Origin of the sequence: Ralstonia sp. R-29 (assembly GCF_049913345.1) — a bacterium.
Taxonomy (GTDB): Bacteria; Pseudomonadota; Gammaproteobacteria; order Burkholderiales; family Burkholderiaceae; genus Ralstonia.
The window spans coordinates 206,702-226,279 of record NZ_CP184377.1; the positions used below are offsets into that span (position 1 = coordinate 206,702).

Here is a 19,578-nt window from a genome sequence, read left to right on the forward strand (position 1 = left end):
GCCACACACCAAAAGCAAAAAGCCCCATGTCGGGGCTTTTTTTCGTTGCGCGCTTGCCGGCTTACATTTTCTGTTTGGTGTTGTCGGCAGCGTTTTCGAGCTTCTGGCCTCCAGTCTGGATGTCCTTGCCGGCACCGGCCATGGTGTTGCAGCCAGCCAGGAAAACGCACATCAACGCGAGGGCGGCACACAGGGTCTTCATCGAATGCTCCTTGGGTCAGAAACAGGATGGGGGATTACCGCGTAACGATGCAACCGGCGCGCGGACGCTTCAGGCGTGCGGATGGTGGGCGGCTTGCGTGCGCGGCCGCGACATGCCGGCGCGTTCTTCGATCACCTCGAACACCTTGTCGAGCTCAAGCGATTTGTCGAAGAAGTAGTTGGCGCCGGCTTCAAAGCAGCGTTGCCGATAGGTCGGCACCTGGGCGTGATTGGTATAGACGATGCGTACGCTGGGCGAGGCTTGATCGCGCAAAGTTTGCAGCACCTTGAAGCCGTTTCCCTGGCGCAATTGCAGATCCACGATGACCACATCGTAGTGACCCTGCGCTAACTGGCTCAGGGCCAAGTCTTCGGTGTCGGCCCACTCGACCGTCGCCACGAAGGCGGAGGCCTTGAGGTATTCCAACACCATGCCGCGAAGCACCGGGGAGTCCTCGATCAGGAGGACGCGCAGGCCACGGGTGGAGAGGGTGACGGCTTGATCCAGCATGCGTTGATGGTAGCCACCGGGTTGCCTAGGTGGTATCAGGCGTTGTCCTACATGCCAACAGGGGTGGGGGCGGCTAGGCGTATTGCGGTGGGGTTTGCGCCAGGGGTGTGGCGTCACTCCACCAAGCCGTTTTTGATGGCGTAGTACGTCAGATCGGCATTGGATTTCATGCCCATCTTTTCCAGGATCCGGGTGCGGTAGGTGCTGACCGTCTTGACGCTCAGGAACAGCTCTTCCGCGATGATCGACACCGATTGCCCGCGTGCGAGCTTGCAGAAGATCTGGAATTCGCGCTTGGACAGCGTCTGGTGCAGCGGTTGGTCGGTCGGTTTTTCCAGGCCGCCGATCAGCAGTTCCGCCACCGTCGGGCTGACATAGCGTCGGCCTTGCGACACGGTACGGATGGCTTTCACCAGCTCATCGGGGGCGCTTTCCTTGGTCAGGTAGCCCGATGCACCTGCGCGGATCAGGTTGATCGCGTACTGGTCTTCCGGAAAGGTGGACAGGATCAGCACCGGCAGATCGGGGTGACGCTGGCGGGCGAGCTTGAGCGTATCGATGCCGTTGCGGTCGGGCATGGAGATGTCGAGCACCACCACATCGAAGGCGTTGGTGCGCAGTTGCTCCATCACCTCTTCCCCGCTTGCCGCTTCCCCCGCGACTTCGATGTCCCGCTCTTCGGACAGAAACTGCCGAAGGCCGGCGCGGACGATCTCGTGGTCGTCCGCAATCAGGACGCGAATCATGCTGCTCCTTATGGGCGCGCCGGGCGGGCTGACTCCACCTGCGCGCTGCGCTTGTTGGTTCGATACGACAGCAATTGTATCGGACTGTAGCGTGAAACCGGCGTCGCTTGAAACGGCCGGTTCCGGAGTCGAGGGGTGGGTTTCCATGAACGCTCTCATAAGTGCCTGCATCGCAACATGCTTGCGCGTGTAATTGGAGCAATCCATGTGCCTGTGCGCCAGAAAAAAGAAAACGGGGCGGTGGGTATCCGCCCCGTCATGGCCACAGGTGCCGGGCAGTGCCCGGTCAGGCTGGCTTACTTCTGGGTCGTGGCGCCGGCGTTCACGCTGGCATCCGCGCCGGTGGTGCCGGTGGTGGTACCAGCCGCGCTGGCGACATCTGCCTTGGCAGCCTTGGTGGTCTTGCCTGCCGACTTTTCGGTCTTGCTGACCGATTTGCCGACCTTGTCGGCCGTCTTATCCACACCGGCTTCAGCCTTGGCCTTGTGCTCGTGAGCTGCCTTGGCGCTGTGCTCGGCCTTGGTGTTCAGTTGGCTCTTGGCGGACTCGGTGTCCAGCTTGGCACCGCCGTCCGACTTCACATCGGCCTTCAGGCCGGTGCCGACGTTGGCCGTAGTGGCCGGTGCCGGTGCGACAGCTGCCGTGCCGTTGGCTTGCACGCCGGCATTGGCCGACGGGGTTTGCGCATTGGCGTAAGCCGAAGCAGCAGCGATGGCGATGGCGGACAGGGAGATCAGCAGCTTGTTCATGGAAGAGACTCCTTTCGTTCTGAACGGCCACGCGAGGGATTCGTCGCGGCATCGCTCTGTGTGTTGAGCGAATGAGTTCAGTGTATGGAGCCCTTCCGGTTACGACTGTTAGGGGGTGTAAGGCTTTGTAATGTCAGCATCACCCCTCTTGAAATGCCGCTCAGGCCAATACCGACAAGGGTTTGCGGGCGTAAGACACAATGTGGCACACACTATGTATTAAACGTCTTGTCACAGATTCAGAGATTCGGGGCGAGGGCGCGCTCCACAAACGCGCGGTCTTCACCGCTGCGGGCGACCATATCGTCCACCTGATCCTGGCCGATCTTGCCCAGCGTGAAGTACGTGCTGTCCGGGTGCGACAAATAGAAGCCCGACACAGACGCAGCTGGCGTCATGGCCAGCGCTTCAGTCAGGTCCATGCCGATCTCCTGCGCGTCGAGCACGCGGAACATGTCGCGCTTGACGGTGTGCTCTGGGCAGGCTGGGTAGCCGGGCGCGGGGCGGATGCCCTTGTATTCCTCGCGGATGAGCGCGTCGTTGTCGAGCGTTTCGTCCGACGCGTAGCCCCACAGGTCGCGGCGCACACGGGCGTGCAGGCATTCGGCAAAGGCTTCGGCAAAACGGTCGGCCAGGGCCTTGAGCATGATCGCGCTGTAGTCGTCGTTGTCGGCTTCGAAAGCGGCTTCACGCTTTTGCACCCCGATGCCACCCGTGACGGCAAACAGGCCGATGTAGTCGGCAATGCCGGTGCTCTTGGGTGCGATGAAATCCGCCAGGCAGCGGTTCGGGCGCATCACGCCGTCGATGATCGGGCGCTCGCTTTGCTGGCGGATGTTCCGCCAGGTGAGCGCGACTTCCGAGCGCGATTCGTCGGTGTAGATCTCGATGTCGTCATCGTTGACGGTGTTGGCGGGCAGCAGCGCGATCACGCCGTTGGCCGTGAGCCAGCGCCCGGCGATCAGGCGCGCGAGCATGCTCTTGCCGTCCGAGAACACCTTGCGGGCCGATTCGCCCACGATCTCGTCATTGAGGATGTCGGGGAATTTGCCGGCGAGGTCCCACGTCTGGAAGAACGGGCCCCAGTCGATGTACTGCGCGAGTTCGTTCAAGTCGTAGTTCTTGAACACGCGGCGGCCGATGAACTTGGGCTTGGGCGGCGTGTAGTCGGACCAGTCGATCTTCGTCTTGTTGGCACGCGCGGCCGCCAGCGACACCATCGGCGTGGCCTTTTTGTTGGCGTGCTGAGTGCGGATGCGGTCGTAATCCGCATGCAGTTCTTCAACGTAGCGCGCGGCGCCTTCGTCCGACAGCAGGCTCGACGCCACGCTCACCGAGCGCGAGGCGTCTGGCACGTAGACGACGGGGCCTTCGTAATTCGGGGCGATCTTCACGGCGGTGTGCACGCGGCTCGTGGTGGCGCCGCCGATCAGCAGCGGGATCTTCTTCACGCGGAAGTAGTCATCGCGCTGCATTTCCGAGGCCACGTAGGCCATCTCTTCGAGCGACGGCGTAATCAGGCCCGACAGGCCGATGATGTCCGCGCCCTCCACCTTGGCCTTCGCCAGGATGTCGTTGCACGGGACCATCACGCCCATGTTCACGACTTCAAAGTTGTTGCACTGGAGCACGACGGTGACGATGTTCTTGCCGATGTCGTGCACATCGCCCTTGACCGTGGCGATGACGATCTTGCCGCGCGAGCGCACGTCGCCGCCGGCAGCCGCAATCTGGCGCTTCTCTTCTTCGATGAACGGAATCAGATGCGCCACCGCCTGCTTCATCACGCGGGCGCTCTTCACCACCTGCGGCAGGAACATCTTCCCGGCGCCAAAGAGGTCGCCGACGATGTTCATGCCGTCCATCAGCGGGCCTTCGATTACCTGGATCGGGCGGCCGCCTGCAGCAAAAATCTTCTGGCGGACTTCTTCTGTGTCTTCCACCACGAAGTCGGTGATGCCGTGCACGAGGGCGTGGGCGAGGCGTTTTTCCACCGGCTCCTGGCGCCAGGCGAGGTTCTCTTCGCGCTTGGTGCCACCGCCCTTGTAGTTGTCTGCAATTTCCAGCAGGCGGTCCGTCGCATCCGGGCGGCGGTTGAGCACCACGTCTTCCACGCGATCGCGCAACTCCGGATCGAGGTTCTCGTACACGCCCAACTGGCCGGCGTTGACGATGCCCATGTCCATGCCCGCCTGAATCGCGTAGTACAGGAACACGGTGTGGATCGCCTCGCGCACCACATCGTTGCCGCGGAACGAGAACGACACGTTCGACACGCCGCCGCTCACCTTCGCGTACGGCAGGTTCTGCTTGATCCAGCGTGTCGCCTCAATGAAGTCGACCGCGTAGTTGTTGTGCTCTTCGATGCCGGTGGCGACGGCAAAGATGTTCGGGTCGAAGATGATGTCTTCCGGCGCAAAGCCGACCTTGTTGACGAGGAAGTCATAGCTGCGCTTGCAGATCTCGGTCTTGCGCTGGAACGTGTCGGCCTGGCCTTGCTCGTCAAACGCCATCACCACCGCAGCCGCGCCGTAGCGCTTGATCAGCTTCGCGTGGTGCGCGAACTGTTCCTCGCCTTCCTTGAGCGAGATCGAGTTCACGATCGCCTTGCCCTGCACGCACTTCAGGCCCGCCTCGATCACGTCCCACTTGGATGAGTCGATCATGATCGGCACGCGCGCGATGTCCGGCTCGGAGGCGATCAGATTCAGGAAGCGCACCATCGCCGCCTTCGAATCGAGCATCGCCTCGTCCATGTTGATGTCGATGACCTGCGCGCCGTTCTCGACCTGCTGACGCGCGACGGCCAGCGCCTCGTCGAACTGGCTGTTCAGGATCATGCGCGCGAACGCCTTGGACCCGGTGACGTTGGTGCGCTCCCCAACGTTGACGAACAGCGTGTCCTCGCCGATGTTGAACGGTTCGAGGCCAGAGAGGCGCATGGGGTGGTCGGTCATGTTCTTCTGATGCAAATAAGGGGCAGGCGGGCGGTGGCGCGTTGGTTCAGACTCAGGCAGCTTCTTTGTACTGGCCGGGCCATGCACGCGGCTTGCGGTTCGCAACACGGTCCGCAATCGCCTTGATGTGCTCAGGCGTGGTGCCGCAGCAGCCCCCCACCAGATTCACTAGGCCAGCGGCGGCGAATTCGTCGACCAGGCTGGACGTCACGTCGGGCGTTTCATCAAAGCCCGTGTCGCTCATCGGGTTGGGCAGGCCGGCGTTCGGGTAACACGAGACGGCGGTGTCGCAAATCTTCGCCAACTCGGCGATGTACGGGCGCATCAGTGCGGCACCCAGCGCGCAGTTCAGGCCGAAGGTGATCGGCTTGGCGTGGCGCAGGCTGTTCCAGAACGCTTCCACCGTCTGGCCCGAGAGAATGCGGCCCGAGGCGTCGGTCACGGTGCCGGAAATCATCACGGGCACGCGCTCGCCGGTGTCTTCAAACAGCTGGTCGATGGCGAACAGCGCGGCCTTGGCGTTGAGCGTGTCGAAGATGGTCTCGACCAGGAACACGTCCGCCCCGCCTTCGAGCAGCGCCTTGCCCTGTTCGTAGTACGCGTCGCGCAATTGGTCGAAGCTGACGTTGCGTGCGCCGGGGTCGTTCACGTCGGGCGAGATGCTGGCGGTCTTGGGCGTCGGGCCGAAGGCGCCGGCCACGAAGCGGGGCTTCTCGGGCGTGCTGTACTTGTCGCAGGCCTCGCGCGCCAGGCGGGCGGCCACGACGTTCATCTCGTAGGCCAGGTCCGCCATCTTGTAGTCTTCCTGCGCGATGGTCGTCGCGCCGAAGGTGTTGGTTTCGATCAGGTCGGCCCCGGCGGCCAGGTACTGCTCATGAATCTCGCGGATGACTTCAGGGCGGGTGAGCAACAGCAGTTCGTTGTTGCCCTTCACGTCGATCGGGTGATTGGCGAACCGCTCGCCGCGGTACTGCGCCTCGGTCAGCTTGTAGCGCTGGATCATGGTGCCCATTGCGCCGTCCAGGATCAGGATGCGCTCGCGCAGCAGCGCGGGCAGGTTGGCGGCACGGGTGTAGGGCAGGGGCGCGGTCATGGAGGACTCCGAGGTGCAGCGGCCGGACTGATCGTCAAAATTGCGGCAGGGGCGGCCAAAGCGCAATTTTACCAGTCGCATCAAGGACTTGCCGCCGTTGTAGGTAATCCCGCTCCTATAATCCACATCACGCCATTTGTCTCGCCTTGACCGCCGCCATGCAACTGCTCGACCCCACCGACGCCCACGCCTTCCTGCAACGCACGCCTGCTGCGCTGTTCATCGATTGCCGCAGCGAAATGGAACACCTGTTTGTTGGCCACCCGGCTGGCGCGCACCATGTTTCCTGGAACGACGGCCCGCACTGGGAGGTGAACCCGGAGTTCGTGCCCACCGTGCACAAGCTGACGGGCCACGGCTTCGAGCGGCCGATCGTGCTGATCTGCCGCAGCGGCAATCGCTCTGCAGCCGCAGCCCACGCATTGGAAGAAGCCGGTTTCCGCGACGTCTACGTCGTGCGCCACGGCTTTGAGGGCGATCTGGATGGCACGCGCCACCGCAACACACTCAACGGGTGGCGCCACGCCGGCCTGCCGTGGGAGCAGTGCTAGCCAGAAGCTATTGACGCGATAGTCGATGCGCGCATGAAAAAACGCCCGGAAGCGCCAAGCTCCGGGCGTTTTTTGTTGATCGGTCCGGCGGGCAGTTGGCCCGCTCCACTTCAGTGCATCGTGACGGGCTGCGTCATCACCGTGTCGAATTTGCCGAGGAAGTCGTCGACTTCTTCGACCGTGGGTTCGCTAGCGATCAGTTTTTTGACGTCCTCGCGGAAGTGCTCGGCCAGTTCGCCGCCGAGGAAGATCTCGCGCTTGAGGTTCTTATCGACGATCTCGTAGCCGCCCGCGGCAAGCATGGCGTGCTGGCCGTCGACACCGAACTCGACAACGCAGTAGTTGTCGCTGTTGTAGATCATTTGCATGGTGCACCTCCGAGGCGTCAATCGTCTTGCTGTTGTGGGGACTGCTCTACTGCTGCACCGGGTAGATGGGGCCCGCGGTCATGACTTCAAGGGCCGATCAACTCCCGCCGCATGACCGCTCTGCCCCATCTGTTCCTTGGGCTTAATCATTGACCACAAAGTTCTCAAATGCGAGGCCTAATGTGTGACGGGCGTTGTGGCCGAGTAACAAGACCTTTCCGTGTCTGCATCAAAAGGTGCAAGCGGCTGTCCCCCATTCGATGGGTAGACGACGGACCGTGTGCACGGCGCCTGCAACTATCGGCGAGGCAGCGACGCTTCAAGGCGTGTCGCATTGGCTCCCGCATCCCGCGTGCCCGAGAAATTCATCCAGATCGCGGAGGAAGGTGTCGTCCTGTTCGATAGGGGCGAGATGGGCTGCGTGCGGGATCACTTTCAAGCGCGCGTTGGGAACGCGCGAGGCGATCTCGCGCGCCACCTCCACCGGCGCGCCGGTGTCTTCCTCGCCGGTCATGACGAGTGTGGGGCAGGTGATGCGCGCCAGCCCGGTGCGCGTGTCGAGCGCTTTGATGGCGAGGCATGCGCCGACGTAGCCGTGGGGCGGTGTGGCGCGCAACAGGTTGCGGATGCGGTCGGCCTCTGCGGGGTGTGCTTCGCGAAACGCGGTGGTCAGCCAGCGCTGCAGCGTGGGTTCGATGATGCCGCTCATGCCATGCGCTTCCACCTGGCCGATACGTTCGTCCCACATGGCGTGCGCTGCCATGGGCGTGTAGCAGACGGTGTCGCACAGCGTGAGCGAGAGCAGCCGCTGCGGGTGACGCACACCGAGGATTTGCCCCACCATTCCGCCCATCGACAGCCCGACGAAATGCACCTGTTCGATCGACAGCGCATCCAGCAGGCCGGCCACGTCGTCGGCCATCTGGAACAGCGTGTATGGCCCATGCGGGGCGCTGGTCTTGCCGTGGCCGCGCGCGTCGTAGCGCAGCACGCGGTGGCGGGCGGCAAGGCGCTCGGCGATGCCGTCCCACAGTTGATGGTCTACACCCAGCGCGTGGGCAAGCACCACCCATGCGCCGTCCGCCCCGTCGATGCGGTAATGGATGTCGATGCCGTTGGCGTGCACCGTGCCGGATTGTGGTGCGTTGGCGTTGGGATTCACGGTCAGCCTCCTTCCTGGGACTGGTAGACCAGGTCGAACTGCATGCCGTTGGGCTCGGTCTGGCGCAGGCGTACCGGCAGCCAGCCGCGCTCGGCGGACAGCCAGATTTCCACGCGCCGTTTGTCGTCTGCCCGGCGCGGTAGCCGTATGAAGTGCTGCGCACGAATCGTGCCGTTCGGGGTGTCGATGGTCTCTTCGCCGATGTGCTGCACGCGGGCGACTTCCATGCTGTCGGTATCGGCGATGGGAATCTCCAGCGTGAGCCCAGGGCTGGCGATGCGCTCGGGCTTGCCACGCGCCAATCCCGTCAATTGCAGGAACACACTGAAGCGGTCTTGCGTGCCCTCGGGCAAGGGCAGCACGGCAGGCGTGCGCGTGAAAGTGACGGTGGGTGCGCTCTGCGCGCCGGATGCCGGCGTGGCATCTGCGGCGTAGTGGAAGGTGGTGACGTCGGGTTGTCGGCGACCGCGCACTTCTTCGTACCGGGCGGGCGCCAAGCCATAGGTGCCCACGCTGCCCGCGCTGCGGAACGCAAGCGAGCCAAAGAACAGCGGCAGCGGAATTTCGACGGCCAGCGTGTAAGTTTTGCCATCGGTGGCCCAGCGGATCACACCGTCTTCGTTGCGTACGCCGTTGACGTAGGTGGCGTAGTGCAGCGTGGCCGACGGCGGCAGCGAAAAGTTGGCGCCGGATGGGGCGGCGCCCGGGCCCCGCGCGCTCGGGTCGGAGACCACACCGGAGTTGGCCGAGGCTTGGGCGCCGGCGCTGCTGAAGTCCTCCGGGTCCATATTGGCGATGTCTGGCGTCGCCGGTACCGGGGCTGGCGCAGGTGTCGGTGCGGCTTGCGGACGGGGCGCGGCGGGACGCGGTTTGGGCGTGGGCGCCGCTTTTGGGGCGGGGGGCGCGGGCGGCTGTACGGGCTCCGGGCGCAACAGCAGCGCCGGAACGATCTGGTCCGGCTCAGGCGGCCACATGACCTGATGGTTGCGCGCAATCCAGACGACGGCGATGACGTGCAACAGGAGGACCGCCAACACGATCAGCCCGACGCGGCGCAGGCGGCGAAAGCGTCCAAGGCGGCGCCCGCGGCCGGCAGTCACATCGTCAGGGTTGTGGGGCGTTGGGTGCAACGTATCCAAGATCGGCGGAAAGCTGTTGTGCGGCCTGCCGCAAGCGCCGCTCCAGCGGGCCGCTCCAGGTGGTGTCGAAGGTGCTTTGCGCGCCCAGGGCGATCAGCACCAGGCATAGCTGGCCGTTGGCGTCGAATACCGGTAGCGACATGGCATTGATGCCGGGCAGCACGCCGCCGTGGATGCGTGAGGCGCCGTGCGTGCGCACGTCGGCGCAAATGGCGTCATAGGCTTCGAGCGTGCGGGGAAGTTCGGTGTTGCCTTCGTTGCGCGCAGACCGGTCGAGCTCGCGCTGGATGAACGACAGCGTCTGGGCGCGCGGCAAATAGGCGCCAAACACGCGGCCGGTCGCCGAGTTGAGCATCGGCATCACATCGCCCAGACGCAGGCTGACCGTCACAGGGTGGCTGGCTTCTTCCCAGTGGACGATGGCCGGGCCCTGGTTGCCCCACACGGCCAGGCCGATGGTGTGATCGATTTCGTCGCGCAGCGCGGCGGCGGCAGGGCGGGCGCGGCGCATCGGGTCTTGCCGATTCAGGCTCACCAGGCCCATCTCCAGCGCAAAGGGGCCGAGGTCGTAGCGGCCTTCGGGCGTTTGCGTGACGAGGCCCAGGCGCGCGAAGCTCACCAGATAGCGGTGTGCCTTGGCGGGGTTCATCGGCGCGGCGCGCGCCAGATCACGCAGCATCATCGGACCGTTGGTGTGCGTGAGCACCTCCAGCAGCCGGAAGCCGACTTCGATGGACTGGATGCCCGAGCGCGCGGGCGCATCCAGTTCGCCATCAGCATCGGCATCGGGCTCCAGCTCGAGATCGGTGTCAGCGGGCAGCGTAGACATGGTGGCGGGTGGAAACAGGGTTCGGGCCAGTTTAGCCGATGCACGGTGTACCATCCGCGCAGCTTTTTCCTGCACAAGATCCGCACACGACGCCCATGAAACTCGCCACCCTCAAGGATGGCTCGCGCGACGGCCAGCTGGCCGTGGTCTCGCGCGACCTGAAGACCGCTCACTTCGCCACGCACATCGCCGGGACGCTGCAGCGCGCGCTGGACGACTGGGCTTTCCACGCGCCGCAACTGCAGGAGTTGTACGAGCAGCTCAACGCGGGCCGCGCGCGTCACCCGTTTGCATTTGATGCGGCCAACTGCATGGCACCGCTGCCGCGCGCGTACCAGTGGGCCGACGGTTCGGCCTACGTGAACCACGTCGAGCTGGTGCGCAAGGCACGCGGCGCCGAGATGCCGCCCGAGTTCTGGACCGATCCGCTGATGTACCAGGGGGGCTCCGACGACCTGGCCGGCGCGCACGACCCCATCGTCTGCCGCAGCGAGGCCTTCGGCATCGACTTCGAAGCCGAAGTGGCCGTCATCACCGGTGACGTGCCGATGGGTACCGAAGCCGCTGCTGCCGCCGAAGGTATCCGCCTGATCGTGCTGGCCAACGATGTGTCGCTGCGCAACCTGATTCCCGCCGAGCTCGCCAAGGGCTTCGGCTTCTTCCAGAGCAAGCCGGCAACGGCGTTCTCGCCCGTGGCCGTCACGCCCGACGAGTTGGGCGAGGCCTGGCGTGAGCGCAAGGTGCATCTGCCGATGACGGTGCGCTGGAACAACAAGAAAGTCGGCCAGCCCGAGTGCGGCACCGACATGGTGTTCGACTTCGGCCAGTTGATCGCGCACATCTGCAAGACGCGCAACGTGCGGGCGGGCAGCATCGTCGGTTCGGGCACGATTTCCAACGTGGACCGCAGCAAGGGGTACGCGTGCATTGCCGAGAAACGCATGCTGGAGACCATCGAATCCGGGGCGCCCGTCACCGAATTCATGCGCTATGGCGACACGGTGAAGATCGAGATGTTCGATGCGAATGGCGTGTCGATCTTCGGGGCGATTGACCAGGAAGTCGTTGCGCCGGGCACGCAGGCGTAAGGCTTACGCTGCTTAGTTACGCCGATTCGGGTGCAGCCTTCGGGCGGCGTCCGCGCTTGACCGGCGCCGCCCCGGCGGTCAGCGCCTGGCCGTGATACCCCAAGCGCAGCGATAGCGACCGCCCCGCCTCGCGCAGCGTCTGCGAGACCGGCCCCTCCAGGCTGGAGTCGAACGCGCTGGACAGCCCCAGCGCCGTAATGGCCCCCGCGAGCTTGCCCTGCGCATCGAGCACCGGTACGGCCACCGAATCAATGCCGTGCACCAGCGAGCCCGTGATGCGCGCCACGCCTTCGTGTCGCACGGTCTGCCAGAGCGCGCGGCAGTTCAGCCAATCCGTCAGTCCAGCCTTGCCCGCGCCGGGGCCGCGCAGTTCGCGGTCGATCAGCGGCACGATCTGGATTTCGGGCATCCAGGCCGCGCACGCATGCCCCGTGGCCGAGTTCAGCAGCGGCATGACCGAACCCACGCGCACGTTCACCGCCACCGGCCGGCCACCGTCTTCCCATCGCACGATGACGGGCCCACGGTTGCTCCACACCGACAGGAACACGCTCTCGTTGAGCCGCTCGGCCAGCTTGGGCAGCATGTTGGTGCCTTCGCGCACGAAATCCACATCAGACAACGCGGACAGCCCCACCTGCAGCGCCTGCGTGCCGAGCCGGTAGCGTGCCGAGGCCGGGTCCTGCTCGACAAAGCCCATGCGCTCCAGCGAGACCAGATAGCGGTGCACCTTGGCGCGCGGCATGCCGAGTTGCCGGCCCAGTTCAGAGACGGCGTGTGCGCCGCCCGTGCGCGCCATCGCCGAGAGCACGGTCAGCGCAATTTCGGCGGAGTGGATGCCGGCGCTGGTGCGCTCGGCGGGGGCGTCTTCTACAAGCGGTTCGTCGGGTAGGAGGGGGGCGTCGATGGGCATTTGAAGTCTCGGATGTCGCTCTACAAGATACGCGTTACGTAAAAAGATACAACCGAGGCGCGTGGCTCTAGAATCACGTTGGACCTCAACTCAGGACGGGCCATGGAGCTACGTTTCCGTATCAGCGCCGCGCAATGCCAGTCGTTGGCTGACCGCATCACCGCCATACGCATCGCGCGGCTGGCGAACAGGCAGGCTGCCATGCAGGCGCGCATGGAGTCTGTCATGCAGCGCTGGCTGCCGGCGGTCTTTCTGATCGTTCCGCTGTTGGTCGTGGGGCTGATCAGGCTGGAGGGCGCCTCGCATCAAAGCCCGATCGAAGCGGTGCTGCCTTTCGTGCTGGCCGCGCTGATCTACGGCGGGCTTTGGTGGCGTTTCCACAAACCAGGGATCGCTCATGTCCTGCGTGCGCGCCGATGGTTTACGGCCAAGATCGAGCAGCGGACCCCGCCCCTCATCGCATCGATCACCGAGCGTTCTGTCCGGCGCAGCATGGCGCGGTTGGAGGGGCTGCATGTGTGGTCGTTATCGTCCAGCACGTTGTCAGTGCGAGGGCCCTCCGGCAAGGCCGCTGTGATCCCGTGGCGGAAAGTCGTGCGCCTGCATGATCTGGGCGACTTCTATCAGGTCTTCACCGGTACCTCCTCACGCCTGGGGCTCGCCTACTACGTGGCCAAGTCGACGGCGGAAATGGACGCCGGTACCTATGCCGAAGGCTTGCGTCAGTTGGGTGACCATGTACCCAACCAGACTGGCACGGCTTGAACCAGCGAGGATGCCCGGGCTGCCCCGCATCGCCAAACCGCGGCAAAACCGCTAGGCTCTTCTCCAAATGACGGGAGGAAACCGCATGCAGCGCCCGGACCAGCGCGCCCGCACGAGGGCGCCATCACGACGTGTCTGCCGCATTGCACGCGCAGCCTCATCCGCTATGCTTGATTCACATTCCGACCGATCATGACTTCGCTTGCTCCCCGCTTCGCCCGCTACCAAGCGCTGACGCTCGTTCAGCACGGCCCCGTCCTCGAAATCGTGATGGGTGCGGCGCAGTCGGCCAATCGCAAGCTGTCCACCGCCGATTCGAGTCTGCACCGCGAGTTGGCCGAGATCTGGCGCGATGTGTCTGCCGAGCCCTCGGTGCGCGTGGCGCTCATTCGCGGCGAGGGGCTGGGCTTCTCGGCCGGCGGCGATCTGCACCTCGTCGAGCAGATGGCCGAAGACTTCGACGTGCGCACGCGCGTCTGGCACGAGGCGCGCGACCTCGTCTACAACCTCATCAACTGCGACAAGCCCATCGTCAGCGCCATGCATGGGCCCGCCGTGGGTGCTGGGCTGGTCGCCGGTTTGCTGGCCGATATTTCCATCGCCGCGAAGGACGCGCGCATTGTGGATGGGCATACGCGCCTGGGCGTGGCGGCGGGTGACCATGCAGCGATCGTCTGGCCCCTGCTGTGCGGCATGGCCAAGGCCAAGTACTACCTGCTGCTGTGCGAGTCGATGACCGGTGATGAGGCTGAACGTATCGGGCTGGTGTCATTGGCTGTGCCCGAATCGGAGCTTGTCAATCGCGCTTTCGAGGTGGCCGAACGTTTGGCGGCGGGTTCGCAGACGGCCATCCGCTGGACCAAGTACGCGTTGAACAACTGGCTGCGTCTGGCGGGCCCGAGTTTTGATACCTCGCTGGCGCTGGAATTCATGGGGTTTGCCGGCCCCGATGTGCGCGAGGGCATTGCCAGCTTGCGCCAGAAGCGCCCGCCCACCTTCGACGGCACCTGAACCGTCATCGACCCACGACCGATTTCCAGGAGACACCATGTTCACCCAGATGCCCAATTTCGCTGAAGGCGGCTTCGAATTTCTGCGCAAGCTATGGGGCGGCGGCTTTGCCGGCATGGCCGGCGGCATGCCCAACATGGCGAGCTTTGCCGCGCCGCCGATGGATCTCGAAGAGCTCGACAAGCGCATCCATGACTTGCGCGCGGTGGAAAGCTGGCTGCAACTGAACGCGAGCCTGTTGCGCACCGCCATCCAGGGGCTGGAGGTCCAGCGCGCCACGCTGGTGGCGCTGCAGACGTTTGGCTCGGCGTTGTCACCCGAGGCGATGAAGTCTGCGTTCGATGGCTTTGCCGGCCAGGGCGAGACCGCCGATGAAGCCTCCGATAGCAAGCCGGCGTGGCCGCACACGACCGCTCAATCCGCCGAGGCCGAAGAACCTTCGCCGGAAGATGAGGAAGAAGTCGCATCGGAAGATACCGATGACGATGAAGCCGAGGCCCGCGCTGAAGCGGCCCGAGCCACCCAAGCAGCACAGGCTGCTGCCGCGCGCGCCGCTGCCGCCGCGCTCGACCCGTCGCCGTGGTGGAACATGCTGCAGCAGCAGTTCAACCAGATCGCCAGTTCAGCAGCCGCTGCCATGCCGATGCCGCAGAACCTGATGCCGGGCTTCCCGGGGTTTGGTGGTGCTGCGGGAGGCATGGGCGCACCCGGGGCGGAGGGGCTTGATACCGCGCCGGAGGAGATCGAAGAGAAAACCGCACCGGCCAAGCCGAAACGTGCGGCCGCCAAGTCGGCACCGAAGCCGGCCGCCAAGGCGCCTGCTGGTAAAGCAGCGAAGCCGGCTCCCAAGAAGGCCGCAGCGAAGAAGGCGCCCGCCAAGGCGGCACCGCCTAAACCGGCCAACGACGACACCGCCTGATCGATGTCGAACGACTGCACCGCGCTCTTGATGATGGGCGGTGGCGCACGCGCCGCCTATCAGGTCGGCGTGCTGCGTGGCATCGCGCGGCTCGCGCGCGACACGGTGCCCAACGTGGTCCGCACACCGTTCGACGTGATCTGCGGCACGTCGGCCGGGGCCATCAACAGCCTGGGCCTGGCGCGTGGCGCGCAGGACTTCACACAAGCCACCGAGGCGCTCACGCAGCTCTGGGCCAGCCTGCATGCAGACCGCGTCTATCGCACCGATGTCGGCCGTGTGGGCGCCAGTGGCGCGCGCTGGCTGACTGCGCTGGCGTTCGGTTGGATGACGGGCCGCACGCCCCGTGCCCTGTTCGACAACACCCCGCTGCGCGAGATGCTGCAGGCCCACCACGATGGCCGCCGGGTCCAGGCCGCGTTCGAAGCCGGCGCACTGCGCGCGCTGGCCATCACGGCGCTGTCCTACACCACCGGGCGCCACGTCACGTTCTACCAATCCCCGCATGTGGTGCTGCCTTGGCGGCGTTCGCAGCGGATTGCCGTGGCCGATGAGATTGGCGTGTCGCACTTGCTGGCGTCTTCCAGCATCCCATTCGTATTTCCCGCCGAGCCGGTGCCGCTTGAGGGCAATGACGAGTGGTTTGGCGACGGCACGATGCGCCAGATGTCACCGCTGAGCCCGGCCATTCATCTGGGCGCGAATCGCATTCTGGTGGTGGGCGCGGCGTCGCGCTCGCAGCCCGGGTGGTATGACACGGTGCCGGCGTCGGGCTATCCGTCCTTGGCGCAGGTTGCCGGGCAGGCGCTGGCCAGCATCTTTCTGGATGGCCTGTCGACCGACATCGAACGGCTGCAGCACATCAACGCGATGGTGGCCCGCACCCCCGAACTCGCCGACGCGCGCGACGGCTGGCGCAAGATTGAAGTGATGGTGGTGGCGCCGTCCGAGCGTATCGAGTTGATCGCCTCGCGCCACGTGCAGCGCTTGCCGAGCACAGTGCGCGCGCTGCTCAAACCGCTGGGTGGCACTGAGGCGCGCGGCGCCGCATTCGCCAGTTATCTGCTGTTCGAACCCGAATTCACGCAGGAACTGATCGATCTGGGCGAGCGCGATGTACAGGCCCGCCGTGAGGAGTTGGCCGCGTTCCTGTACGGCGTGGTGCCGGACACCATGCGCGCGGCCTAAGCGAGGTCTGATTCAAGCGGCTGACTCAAGCGGCTGACTCAAGCGGCCAACTCAAGCGGCCAACTCAGCGCGGTGCCGGTTCGGCCAGCAGCGCATCAATGCGCTTGGCAAGGGCCGGATCGCCCGGCTCGACTTTGCTCGGATACACCGCCACCACGCGGCCGTTGCGATCCAGCAGGTACTTGTGGAAATTCCACTTCGGCGCCTGCCCGGTCTGTGCCGCGAGCCAGGCGTACAGGGGCGAGGCACTCGGGCCCACCACCGCCGTCTTCGAGAACATCGGGAATTTCACGCCATACGTGTTGTAGCAAAACGCGGCGATCTGCTTGCTATTGCCGGGCTCCTGCTCGAAATCGTTGGACGGAAAGCCGAGCACCGTCAGCCCCTTGTCGCGGTATTTCGCATAGAGTGCTTCCAGGCCTTCGTACTGATACGTGTAGCCGCAGTAGCTGGCCGTGTTGACCACCAGCACCACGTGGCCGGCGTACTGGCAAAGGTCTTGCGGGGCATCATCCTGCAGACGTTTGACGCGGAAATTCAGGCTGGCCGGGCACGTGCCATTGGCGGCCGGGGCCACCGGTTGTGCGGCGGGCGCAGCGGCGTGACCCGTGCGCGGCAGCAGCAGGGCGATGACGGCAATGGCAATCGCAATGGCAATCACCAGTAGATGGTGTCGGCGCAGTACGCCTGACGCATGCCGTGGCAAGGACCGGCGGCGAGCAGGCACGGTGGCGGAAAACAACATGTCAGGTCTCCGAAAGCTGGCGGTGTGTCGATCCTTTGAGTCTAGGGTATAACGCCGCGAAGCCCGGGGCTGCGGCACTGGAAGTGCTTTGCGCGCGGCACGCCGGACGCCGCTTGTACGCGCCGCGCTTCCTATACTGAAGGGCGCGCTGACAATCGAGGGGGCCGCTCCACACAAGACGACGGACAACCCGTCGATCACATCGCGGATCACCGCGAGGCTCGCGCCAGCGCCCGGCGCACCAAGGGGGTCGCCCAAGCCGCGCGTCGCACGCGTGGCACCGGCAGGCCTGTTGTGACGAGGAAACGGACAGACACCATTCTTTGCTCCGGCAAGCACGAAAAACCAAGGCCGGTCAAGCATGTCTGCTAGAATCCGCCTGCAAATTCAAAGGCTTACCATGCTCTATCCCGAATTGTTCAAGTCGTTGGAAGCGGTCCGTTGGAATATGGAAAAAGATATTCCGTGGGACACGTTCGATGCGTCGCTGCTGAGCGACGCGCAAGCGCAGACCATCAAGATGAACGCCATCACCGAGTGGTCCGCACTGCCCGCCACCGAGATGTTCCTGCGCGATAACCGCCACGACTCCGATTTCTCGGCGTTCATGAGCGTGTGGTTCTTTGAAGAGCAGAAGCATTCGCTGGTGCTGATGGAATACCTGCGCCGCTTCCGCCCGGACCTCGTGCCGACCGAAGAAGAGCTGCACAACGTGCGCTTCGAGTTCGATCCGGCCCCGCCGCTGGAAACGCTGATGCTGCACTTCTGCGGCGAGATCCGCCTGAACCACTGGTACCGCCGTGCCTCCGAATGGCACACCGAGCCGGTCATCAAGTCGATCTACAAGCATCTGTCGCAGGACGAAGCCCGCCACGGCGGCGCCTACCTGCGCTACATGAAGAAGTACCTCGGCCAGTTTGGTGACAACGCCCGCAGCGCCTTCGCCAAGATCGGCGTGCTGATGGCCTCGGCCCGCCGCACGGAAAAGCCGCTGCACCCGACCAACCTGCACGTGAACAAGGCGCTGTTCCCGCAAGACACGGTGCAGTCGCGCTTGCCGAACCCGGATTGGCTCGAGCACTGGCTCGACGAGCAGATCAAGTTCGACGCCGGCTGGGAAAAGAAGGTGATCGAGCGCATCCTGCACAACATGGGTCTGCTGTTCGAGCGTACCTTTGAAACCGTGCAAGACCTGAACCGCTATCGCAAGGAACTCAACGCACGTCTGCTCGGCTCGGCCGGCGCGGAACAAGCGGCCTGATTCTTGCCATTGGCAGCCAGCGGCCCATCGATTCGATGGGCCGTTTTGTTTTCCACTCCGATTTCGCTTTCGCCATGACCGTTCGTCAGCCCGCACCCGCCTTTGAACAAAAGATCTGCGACTCCGCCGATGTGGAGGCCCGGGTGCAAGCCCTGCCGCGCCCGATCGTCTTTACCAATGGCGTATTCGACATCCTGCATCGCGGTCATGCGACGTACCTGGCACAGGCGCGCGCGCTGGGGGCATCGCTCGTGGTGGGCGTGAACACCGATGCCTCGGTACGCATGCTGGGCAAGGGCGACGATCGCCCGCTCAATGCGCAGGACGATCGTCTGGCCGTGCTGGCCGCGCTCGAATCGGTGAGCCTGGTGGTGCTGTTTGCCGAGCGCACGCCGGTCGAACTCATCCAACGCGTGCGCCCCGACATCTACGTCAAGGGCGGCGACTACGACATCGACGCGCTGGAAGAAACACGCGTGGTGCGCAGCTGGGGCGGCACGGCGCTGGCGATTCCGTTCGAGCACGATCGCTCGACCACGGCGCTGCTCAAGCGCGTGCGCGCAACGTCCTGATCCTGCGCCGGGTGTTTAACGCGATGCGGTGACGGAGGTGCAGGCGCGCAAGTCGTCTGCACCGAGGCTCTTCTTGAGCGAGGCCAGTTGGGTTGCGACAGCGGATGCCGCGTCGCCGCTGGCAGTCACGCGTAGCCACGTGCGTGCGGCGCTGCGGCGGGTTTCGGTCAGCACAGCGGTGCGTACGTCCTTGGCGCGCAGATCATCGAGTCGCTGCTGCGCGCGCTCCTTGTCGCGGAACAACCCCAGCGACACCACGAACCCATTCCCTTCCTGCACGATGGCCGAGTCGCCCACGTTACGGCGCTTGAGCTCGCCGACCTTGCGCTCGGCGTCTTCGCGGGTGTCGCGGGCGGGCATGTGGACCCACCAGCGGCTGTCTTCCTGGCGCGTGATGCGCTCCACCTCAACGCCAGCCAGTGGCTTGAGTTGATCGACGCCACGCGTGGCCTGGGCATCGGTCAAGCCACCGAGTTCGGTACACGTGCCGGCAGTGTCGGCGGTGGAGAGGGCGGTGCGCTCGATGGAAGCCTGCGCTGCGGAGGCGGCAGGCGTGGAGGCCGGCGCAGCCGCGGGCGCTGCGGCTCCGGAGGCCGGAGCGGGCTCCAGAATGCGGATCTCTTCGGTGCGAATCTGGCGGCGCATGCGCTCGGGTTCGCGCTCGCTTTCAAACCAGGCGCTGGCCACATCGGGGCCGAACACGCCCACGTTGGCCGCCAGCAAAACGCCGTTGACGAGCAGCAGAAGCAGCAGGGCGAGGCGAAGCGTCATGGTGCGAACAGGCGTGGATTCGGACGGTGATTCGGAATG

The 19,578-nt window shown here is 64.8% G+C and carries 21 protein-coding genes; 8 read left to right on the forward strand and 13 right to left on the reverse strand.

All coding sequences use genetic code 11. The features are described 5' to 3' along the window. Positions 1–61: 61 nt before the first annotated feature. The 6 genes from ACN9M1_RS00970 to ACN9M1_RS00995 form a co-directional block, all read right to left on the reverse strand. Positions 62–202: an entericidin A/B family lipoprotein gene (locus tag ACN9M1_RS00970; RefSeq protein ID WP_366172077.1), complete on the reverse strand. Its 141-nt coding sequence runs from the start codon at positions 200–202 to the stop codon at positions 62–64. Positions 203–271: 69 nt separating this feature from the next. Continuing rightward, complete coding sequence (locus ACN9M1_RS00975) at positions 272–712, reverse strand: response regulator (RefSeq protein WP_426396614.1); 441 nt, start codon at positions 710–712, stop codon at positions 272–274. A 113-nt stretch (positions 713–825) separates the two neighbouring features. Continuing rightward, positions 826–1,458: a response regulator gene (locus ACN9M1_RS00980; RefSeq protein ID WP_039599179.1), complete on the reverse strand. Its 633-nt coding sequence runs from the start codon at positions 1,456–1,458 to the stop codon at positions 826–828. A gap of 296 nt (positions 1,459–1,754) precedes the next feature. After that, positions 1,755–2,207, reverse strand: coding sequence for a hypothetical protein (locus ACN9M1_RS00985; RefSeq protein WP_426396616.1), 453 nt, complete (start codon positions 2,205–2,207; stop codon positions 1,755–1,757). Positions 2,208–2,446: 239 nt separating this feature from the next. After that, positions 2,447–5,164, reverse strand: coding sequence for a methionine synthase (gene metH / locus ACN9M1_RS00990; protein ID WP_426396618.1), 2,718 nt, complete (start codon positions 5,162–5,164; stop codon positions 2,447–2,449). Positions 5,165–5,216: 52 nt separating this feature from the next. Continuing rightward, entirely contained in the window at positions 5,217–6,257 is a 1,041-nt protein-coding gene (locus tag ACN9M1_RS00995; RefSeq protein WP_426396620.1) for a homocysteine S-methyltransferase family protein, read from the reverse strand. Between the two features lie 158 nt (positions 6,258–6,415). Here ACN9M1_RS00995 and ACN9M1_RS01000 point away from each other — a divergent pair, with 158 nt between their 5' ends. Continuing rightward, the gene (locus ACN9M1_RS01000) at positions 6,416–6,808 is read left to right on the forward strand and encodes a rhodanese-like domain-containing protein (protein WP_426396621.1); all 393 of its coding nucleotides are present in this window, start codon (positions 6,416–6,418) and stop codon (positions 6,806–6,808) included. Between the two features lie 110 nt (positions 6,809–6,918). On the opposite strand, the gene ACN9M1_RS01005 is transcribed toward ACN9M1_RS01000, so the two are convergent. From ACN9M1_RS01005 to ACN9M1_RS01020, 4 genes are all read right to left on the reverse strand, one after another. Beyond that, on the reverse strand, positions 6,919–7,176 hold the full coding sequence (locus ACN9M1_RS01005; RefSeq protein WP_012760982.1) for a BTH_I0359 family protein: 258 nt from the start codon (positions 7,174–7,176) through the stop codon (positions 6,919–6,921). 319 nt (positions 7,177–7,495) lie between these two features. Further along, positions 7,496–8,338, reverse strand: a complete 843-nt coding sequence (pcaD, locus tag ACN9M1_RS01010) for a 3-oxoadipate enol-lactonase (protein WP_426396623.1) — start codon at positions 8,336–8,338, stop codon at positions 7,496–7,498. A 2-nt stretch (positions 8,339–8,340) separates the two neighbouring features. Next, positions 8,341–9,477, reverse strand: coding sequence for a DUF3108 domain-containing protein (locus ACN9M1_RS01015; protein WP_426396625.1), 1,137 nt, complete (start codon positions 9,475–9,477; stop codon positions 8,341–8,343). After that, entirely contained in the window at positions 9,443–10,306 is an 864-nt protein-coding gene (locus ACN9M1_RS01020; RefSeq protein WP_426396627.1) for an IclR family transcriptional regulator, read from the reverse strand. The genes ACN9M1_RS01015 and ACN9M1_RS01020 overlap by 35 nt, the downstream gene beginning before the upstream one ends. Before the next feature lie 95 nt (positions 10,307–10,401). Between ACN9M1_RS01020 and ACN9M1_RS01025 the strand changes: the two genes are divergently transcribed. Next, a complete protein-coding gene (locus ACN9M1_RS01025; RefSeq protein ID WP_426396629.1) occupies positions 10,402–11,394 on the forward strand; it encodes a fumarylacetoacetate hydrolase family protein in 993 nt (330 codons plus the stop codon). A 16-nt stretch (positions 11,395–11,410) separates the two neighbouring features. Here the strand turns inward: ACN9M1_RS01025 and ACN9M1_RS01030 are convergent, their stop codons facing one another. After that, positions 11,411–12,307, reverse strand: coding sequence for an IclR family transcriptional regulator (locus ACN9M1_RS01030; RefSeq protein WP_426396631.1), 897 nt, complete (start codon positions 12,305–12,307; stop codon positions 11,411–11,413). Between the two features lie 102 nt (positions 12,308–12,409). Here ACN9M1_RS01030 and ACN9M1_RS01035 point away from each other — a divergent pair, with 102 nt between their 5' ends. From ACN9M1_RS01035 to ACN9M1_RS01050, 4 genes are all read left to right on the forward strand, one after another. Next, positions 12,410–13,072, forward strand: coding sequence for a hypothetical protein (locus tag ACN9M1_RS01035; RefSeq protein WP_426396632.1), 663 nt, complete (start codon positions 12,410–12,412; stop codon positions 13,070–13,072). 192 nt (positions 13,073–13,264) lie between these two features. Beyond that, positions 13,265–14,083, forward strand: coding sequence for an enoyl-CoA hydratase/isomerase family protein (locus ACN9M1_RS01040; protein WP_426396634.1), 819 nt, complete (start codon positions 13,265–13,267; stop codon positions 14,081–14,083). Positions 14,084–14,120: 37 nt separating this feature from the next. Beyond that, a complete protein-coding gene (locus tag ACN9M1_RS01045; protein WP_426396636.1) occupies positions 14,121–15,002 on the forward strand; it encodes a PhaM family polyhydroxyalkanoate granule multifunctional regulatory protein in 882 nt (293 codons plus the stop codon). A gap of 3 nt (positions 15,003–15,005) precedes the next feature. Further along, positions 15,006–16,190, forward strand: a complete 1,185-nt coding sequence (locus ACN9M1_RS01050; protein ID WP_426396638.1) for a patatin-like phospholipase family protein — start codon at positions 15,006–15,008, stop codon at positions 16,188–16,190. A 64-nt stretch (positions 16,191–16,254) separates the two neighbouring features. Here the strand turns inward: ACN9M1_RS01050 and ACN9M1_RS01055 are convergent, their stop codons facing one another. Then, the gene (locus ACN9M1_RS01055) at positions 16,255–16,935 is read right to left on the reverse strand and encodes a glutathione peroxidase (protein WP_426396639.1); all 681 of its coding nucleotides are present in this window, start codon (positions 16,933–16,935) and stop codon (positions 16,255–16,257) included. Between the two features lie 400 nt (positions 16,936–17,335). Between ACN9M1_RS01055 and ACN9M1_RS01060 the strand changes: the two genes are divergently transcribed. Together ACN9M1_RS01060 and rfaE2 are read left to right on the forward strand one after the other, a co-directional pair. Beyond that, the gene (locus ACN9M1_RS01060) at positions 17,336–18,196 is read left to right on the forward strand and encodes a ferritin-like domain-containing protein (RefSeq protein WP_426396640.1); all 861 of its coding nucleotides are present in this window, start codon (positions 17,336–17,338) and stop codon (positions 18,194–18,196) included. A gap of 74 nt (positions 18,197–18,270) precedes the next feature. After that, positions 18,271–18,768, forward strand: a complete 498-nt coding sequence (rfaE2, locus tag ACN9M1_RS01065; RefSeq protein WP_426396642.1) for a D-glycero-beta-D-manno-heptose 1-phosphate adenylyltransferase — start codon at positions 18,271–18,273, stop codon at positions 18,766–18,768. 15 nt (positions 18,769–18,783) lie between these two features. On the opposite strand, the gene ACN9M1_RS01070 is transcribed toward rfaE2, so the two are convergent. After that, positions 18,784–19,539 carry an SPOR domain-containing protein gene (locus ACN9M1_RS01070; protein ID WP_426396645.1) on the reverse strand — a complete coding sequence of 252 codons (756 nt, stop codon included), beginning with the start codon at positions 19,537–19,539 and terminating at the stop codon, positions 18,784–18,786. Positions 19,540–19,578 lie beyond the last annotated feature (39 nt).

Coding starts and splice junctions, on each gene's coding strand:
- ACN9M1_RS01070 (WP_426396645.1), bottom strand. CDS start 19,539: ATGACGCTTCGCCTCGCCCTGCTGCTTCTGCTGCTCGTCAACGGCGTT.
- ACN9M1_RS01000 (WP_426396621.1), top strand. CDS start 6,416: ATGCAACTGCTCGACCCCACCGACGCCCACGCCTTCCTGCAACGCACG.
- ACN9M1_RS01060 (WP_426396640.1), top strand. CDS start 17,336: ATGCTCTATCCCGAATTGTTCAAGTCGTTGGAAGCGGTCCGTTGGAAT.
- ACN9M1_RS01040 (WP_426396634.1), top strand. CDS start 13,265: ATGACTTCGCTTGCTCCCCGCTTCGCCCGCTACCAAGCGCTGACGCTC.
- ACN9M1_RS01025 (WP_426396629.1), top strand. CDS start 10,402: ATGAAACTCGCCACCCTCAAGGATGGCTCGCGCGACGGCCAGCTGGCC.
- ACN9M1_RS01020 (WP_426396627.1), bottom strand. CDS start 10,306: ATGTCTACGCTGCCCGCTGACACCGATCTCGAGCTGGAGCCCGATGCC.
- ACN9M1_RS00970 (WP_366172077.1), bottom strand. CDS start 202: ATGAAGACCCTGTGTGCCGCCCTCGCGTTGATGTGCGTTTTCCTGGCT.
- ACN9M1_RS01045 (WP_426396636.1), top strand. CDS start 14,121: ATGTTCACCCAGATGCCCAATTTCGCTGAAGGCGGCTTCGAATTTCTG.
- ACN9M1_RS00985 (WP_426396616.1), bottom strand. CDS start 2,207: ATGAACAAGCTGCTGATCTCCCTGTCCGCCATCGCCATCGCTGCTGCT.
- ACN9M1_RS01035 (WP_426396632.1), top strand. CDS start 12,410: ATGGAGCTACGTTTCCGTATCAGCGCCGCGCAATGCCAGTCGTTGGCT.
- ACN9M1_RS01005 (WP_012760982.1), bottom strand. CDS start 7,176: ATGCAAATGATCTACAACAGCGACAACTACTGCGTTGTCGAGTTCGGT.
- ACN9M1_RS00995 (WP_426396620.1), bottom strand. CDS start 6,257: ATGACCGCGCCCCTGCCCTACACCCGTGCCGCCAACCTGCCCGCGCTG.
- metH (WP_426396618.1), bottom strand. CDS start 5,164: ATGACCGACCACCCCATGCGCCTCTCTGGCCTCGAACCGTTCAACATC.
- ACN9M1_RS01030 (WP_426396631.1), bottom strand. CDS start 12,307: ATGCCCATCGACGCCCCCCTCCTACCCGACGAACCGCTTGTAGAAGAC.
- ACN9M1_RS01050 (WP_426396638.1), top strand. CDS start 15,006: ATGTCGAACGACTGCACCGCGCTCTTGATGATGGGCGGTGGCGCACGC.
- ACN9M1_RS01055 (WP_426396639.1), bottom strand. CDS start 16,935: ATGTTGTTTTCCGCCACCGTGCCTGCTCGCCGCCGGTCCTTGCCACGG.
- rfaE2 (WP_426396642.1), top strand. CDS start 18,271: ATGACCGTTCGTCAGCCCGCACCCGCCTTTGAACAAAAGATCTGCGAC.
- ACN9M1_RS00980 (WP_039599179.1), bottom strand. CDS start 1,458: ATGATTCGCGTCCTGATTGCGGACGACCACGAGATCGTCCGCGCCGGC.
- ACN9M1_RS00975 (WP_426396614.1), bottom strand. CDS start 712: ATGCTGGATCAAGCCGTCACCCTCTCCACCCGTGGCCTGCGCGTCCTC.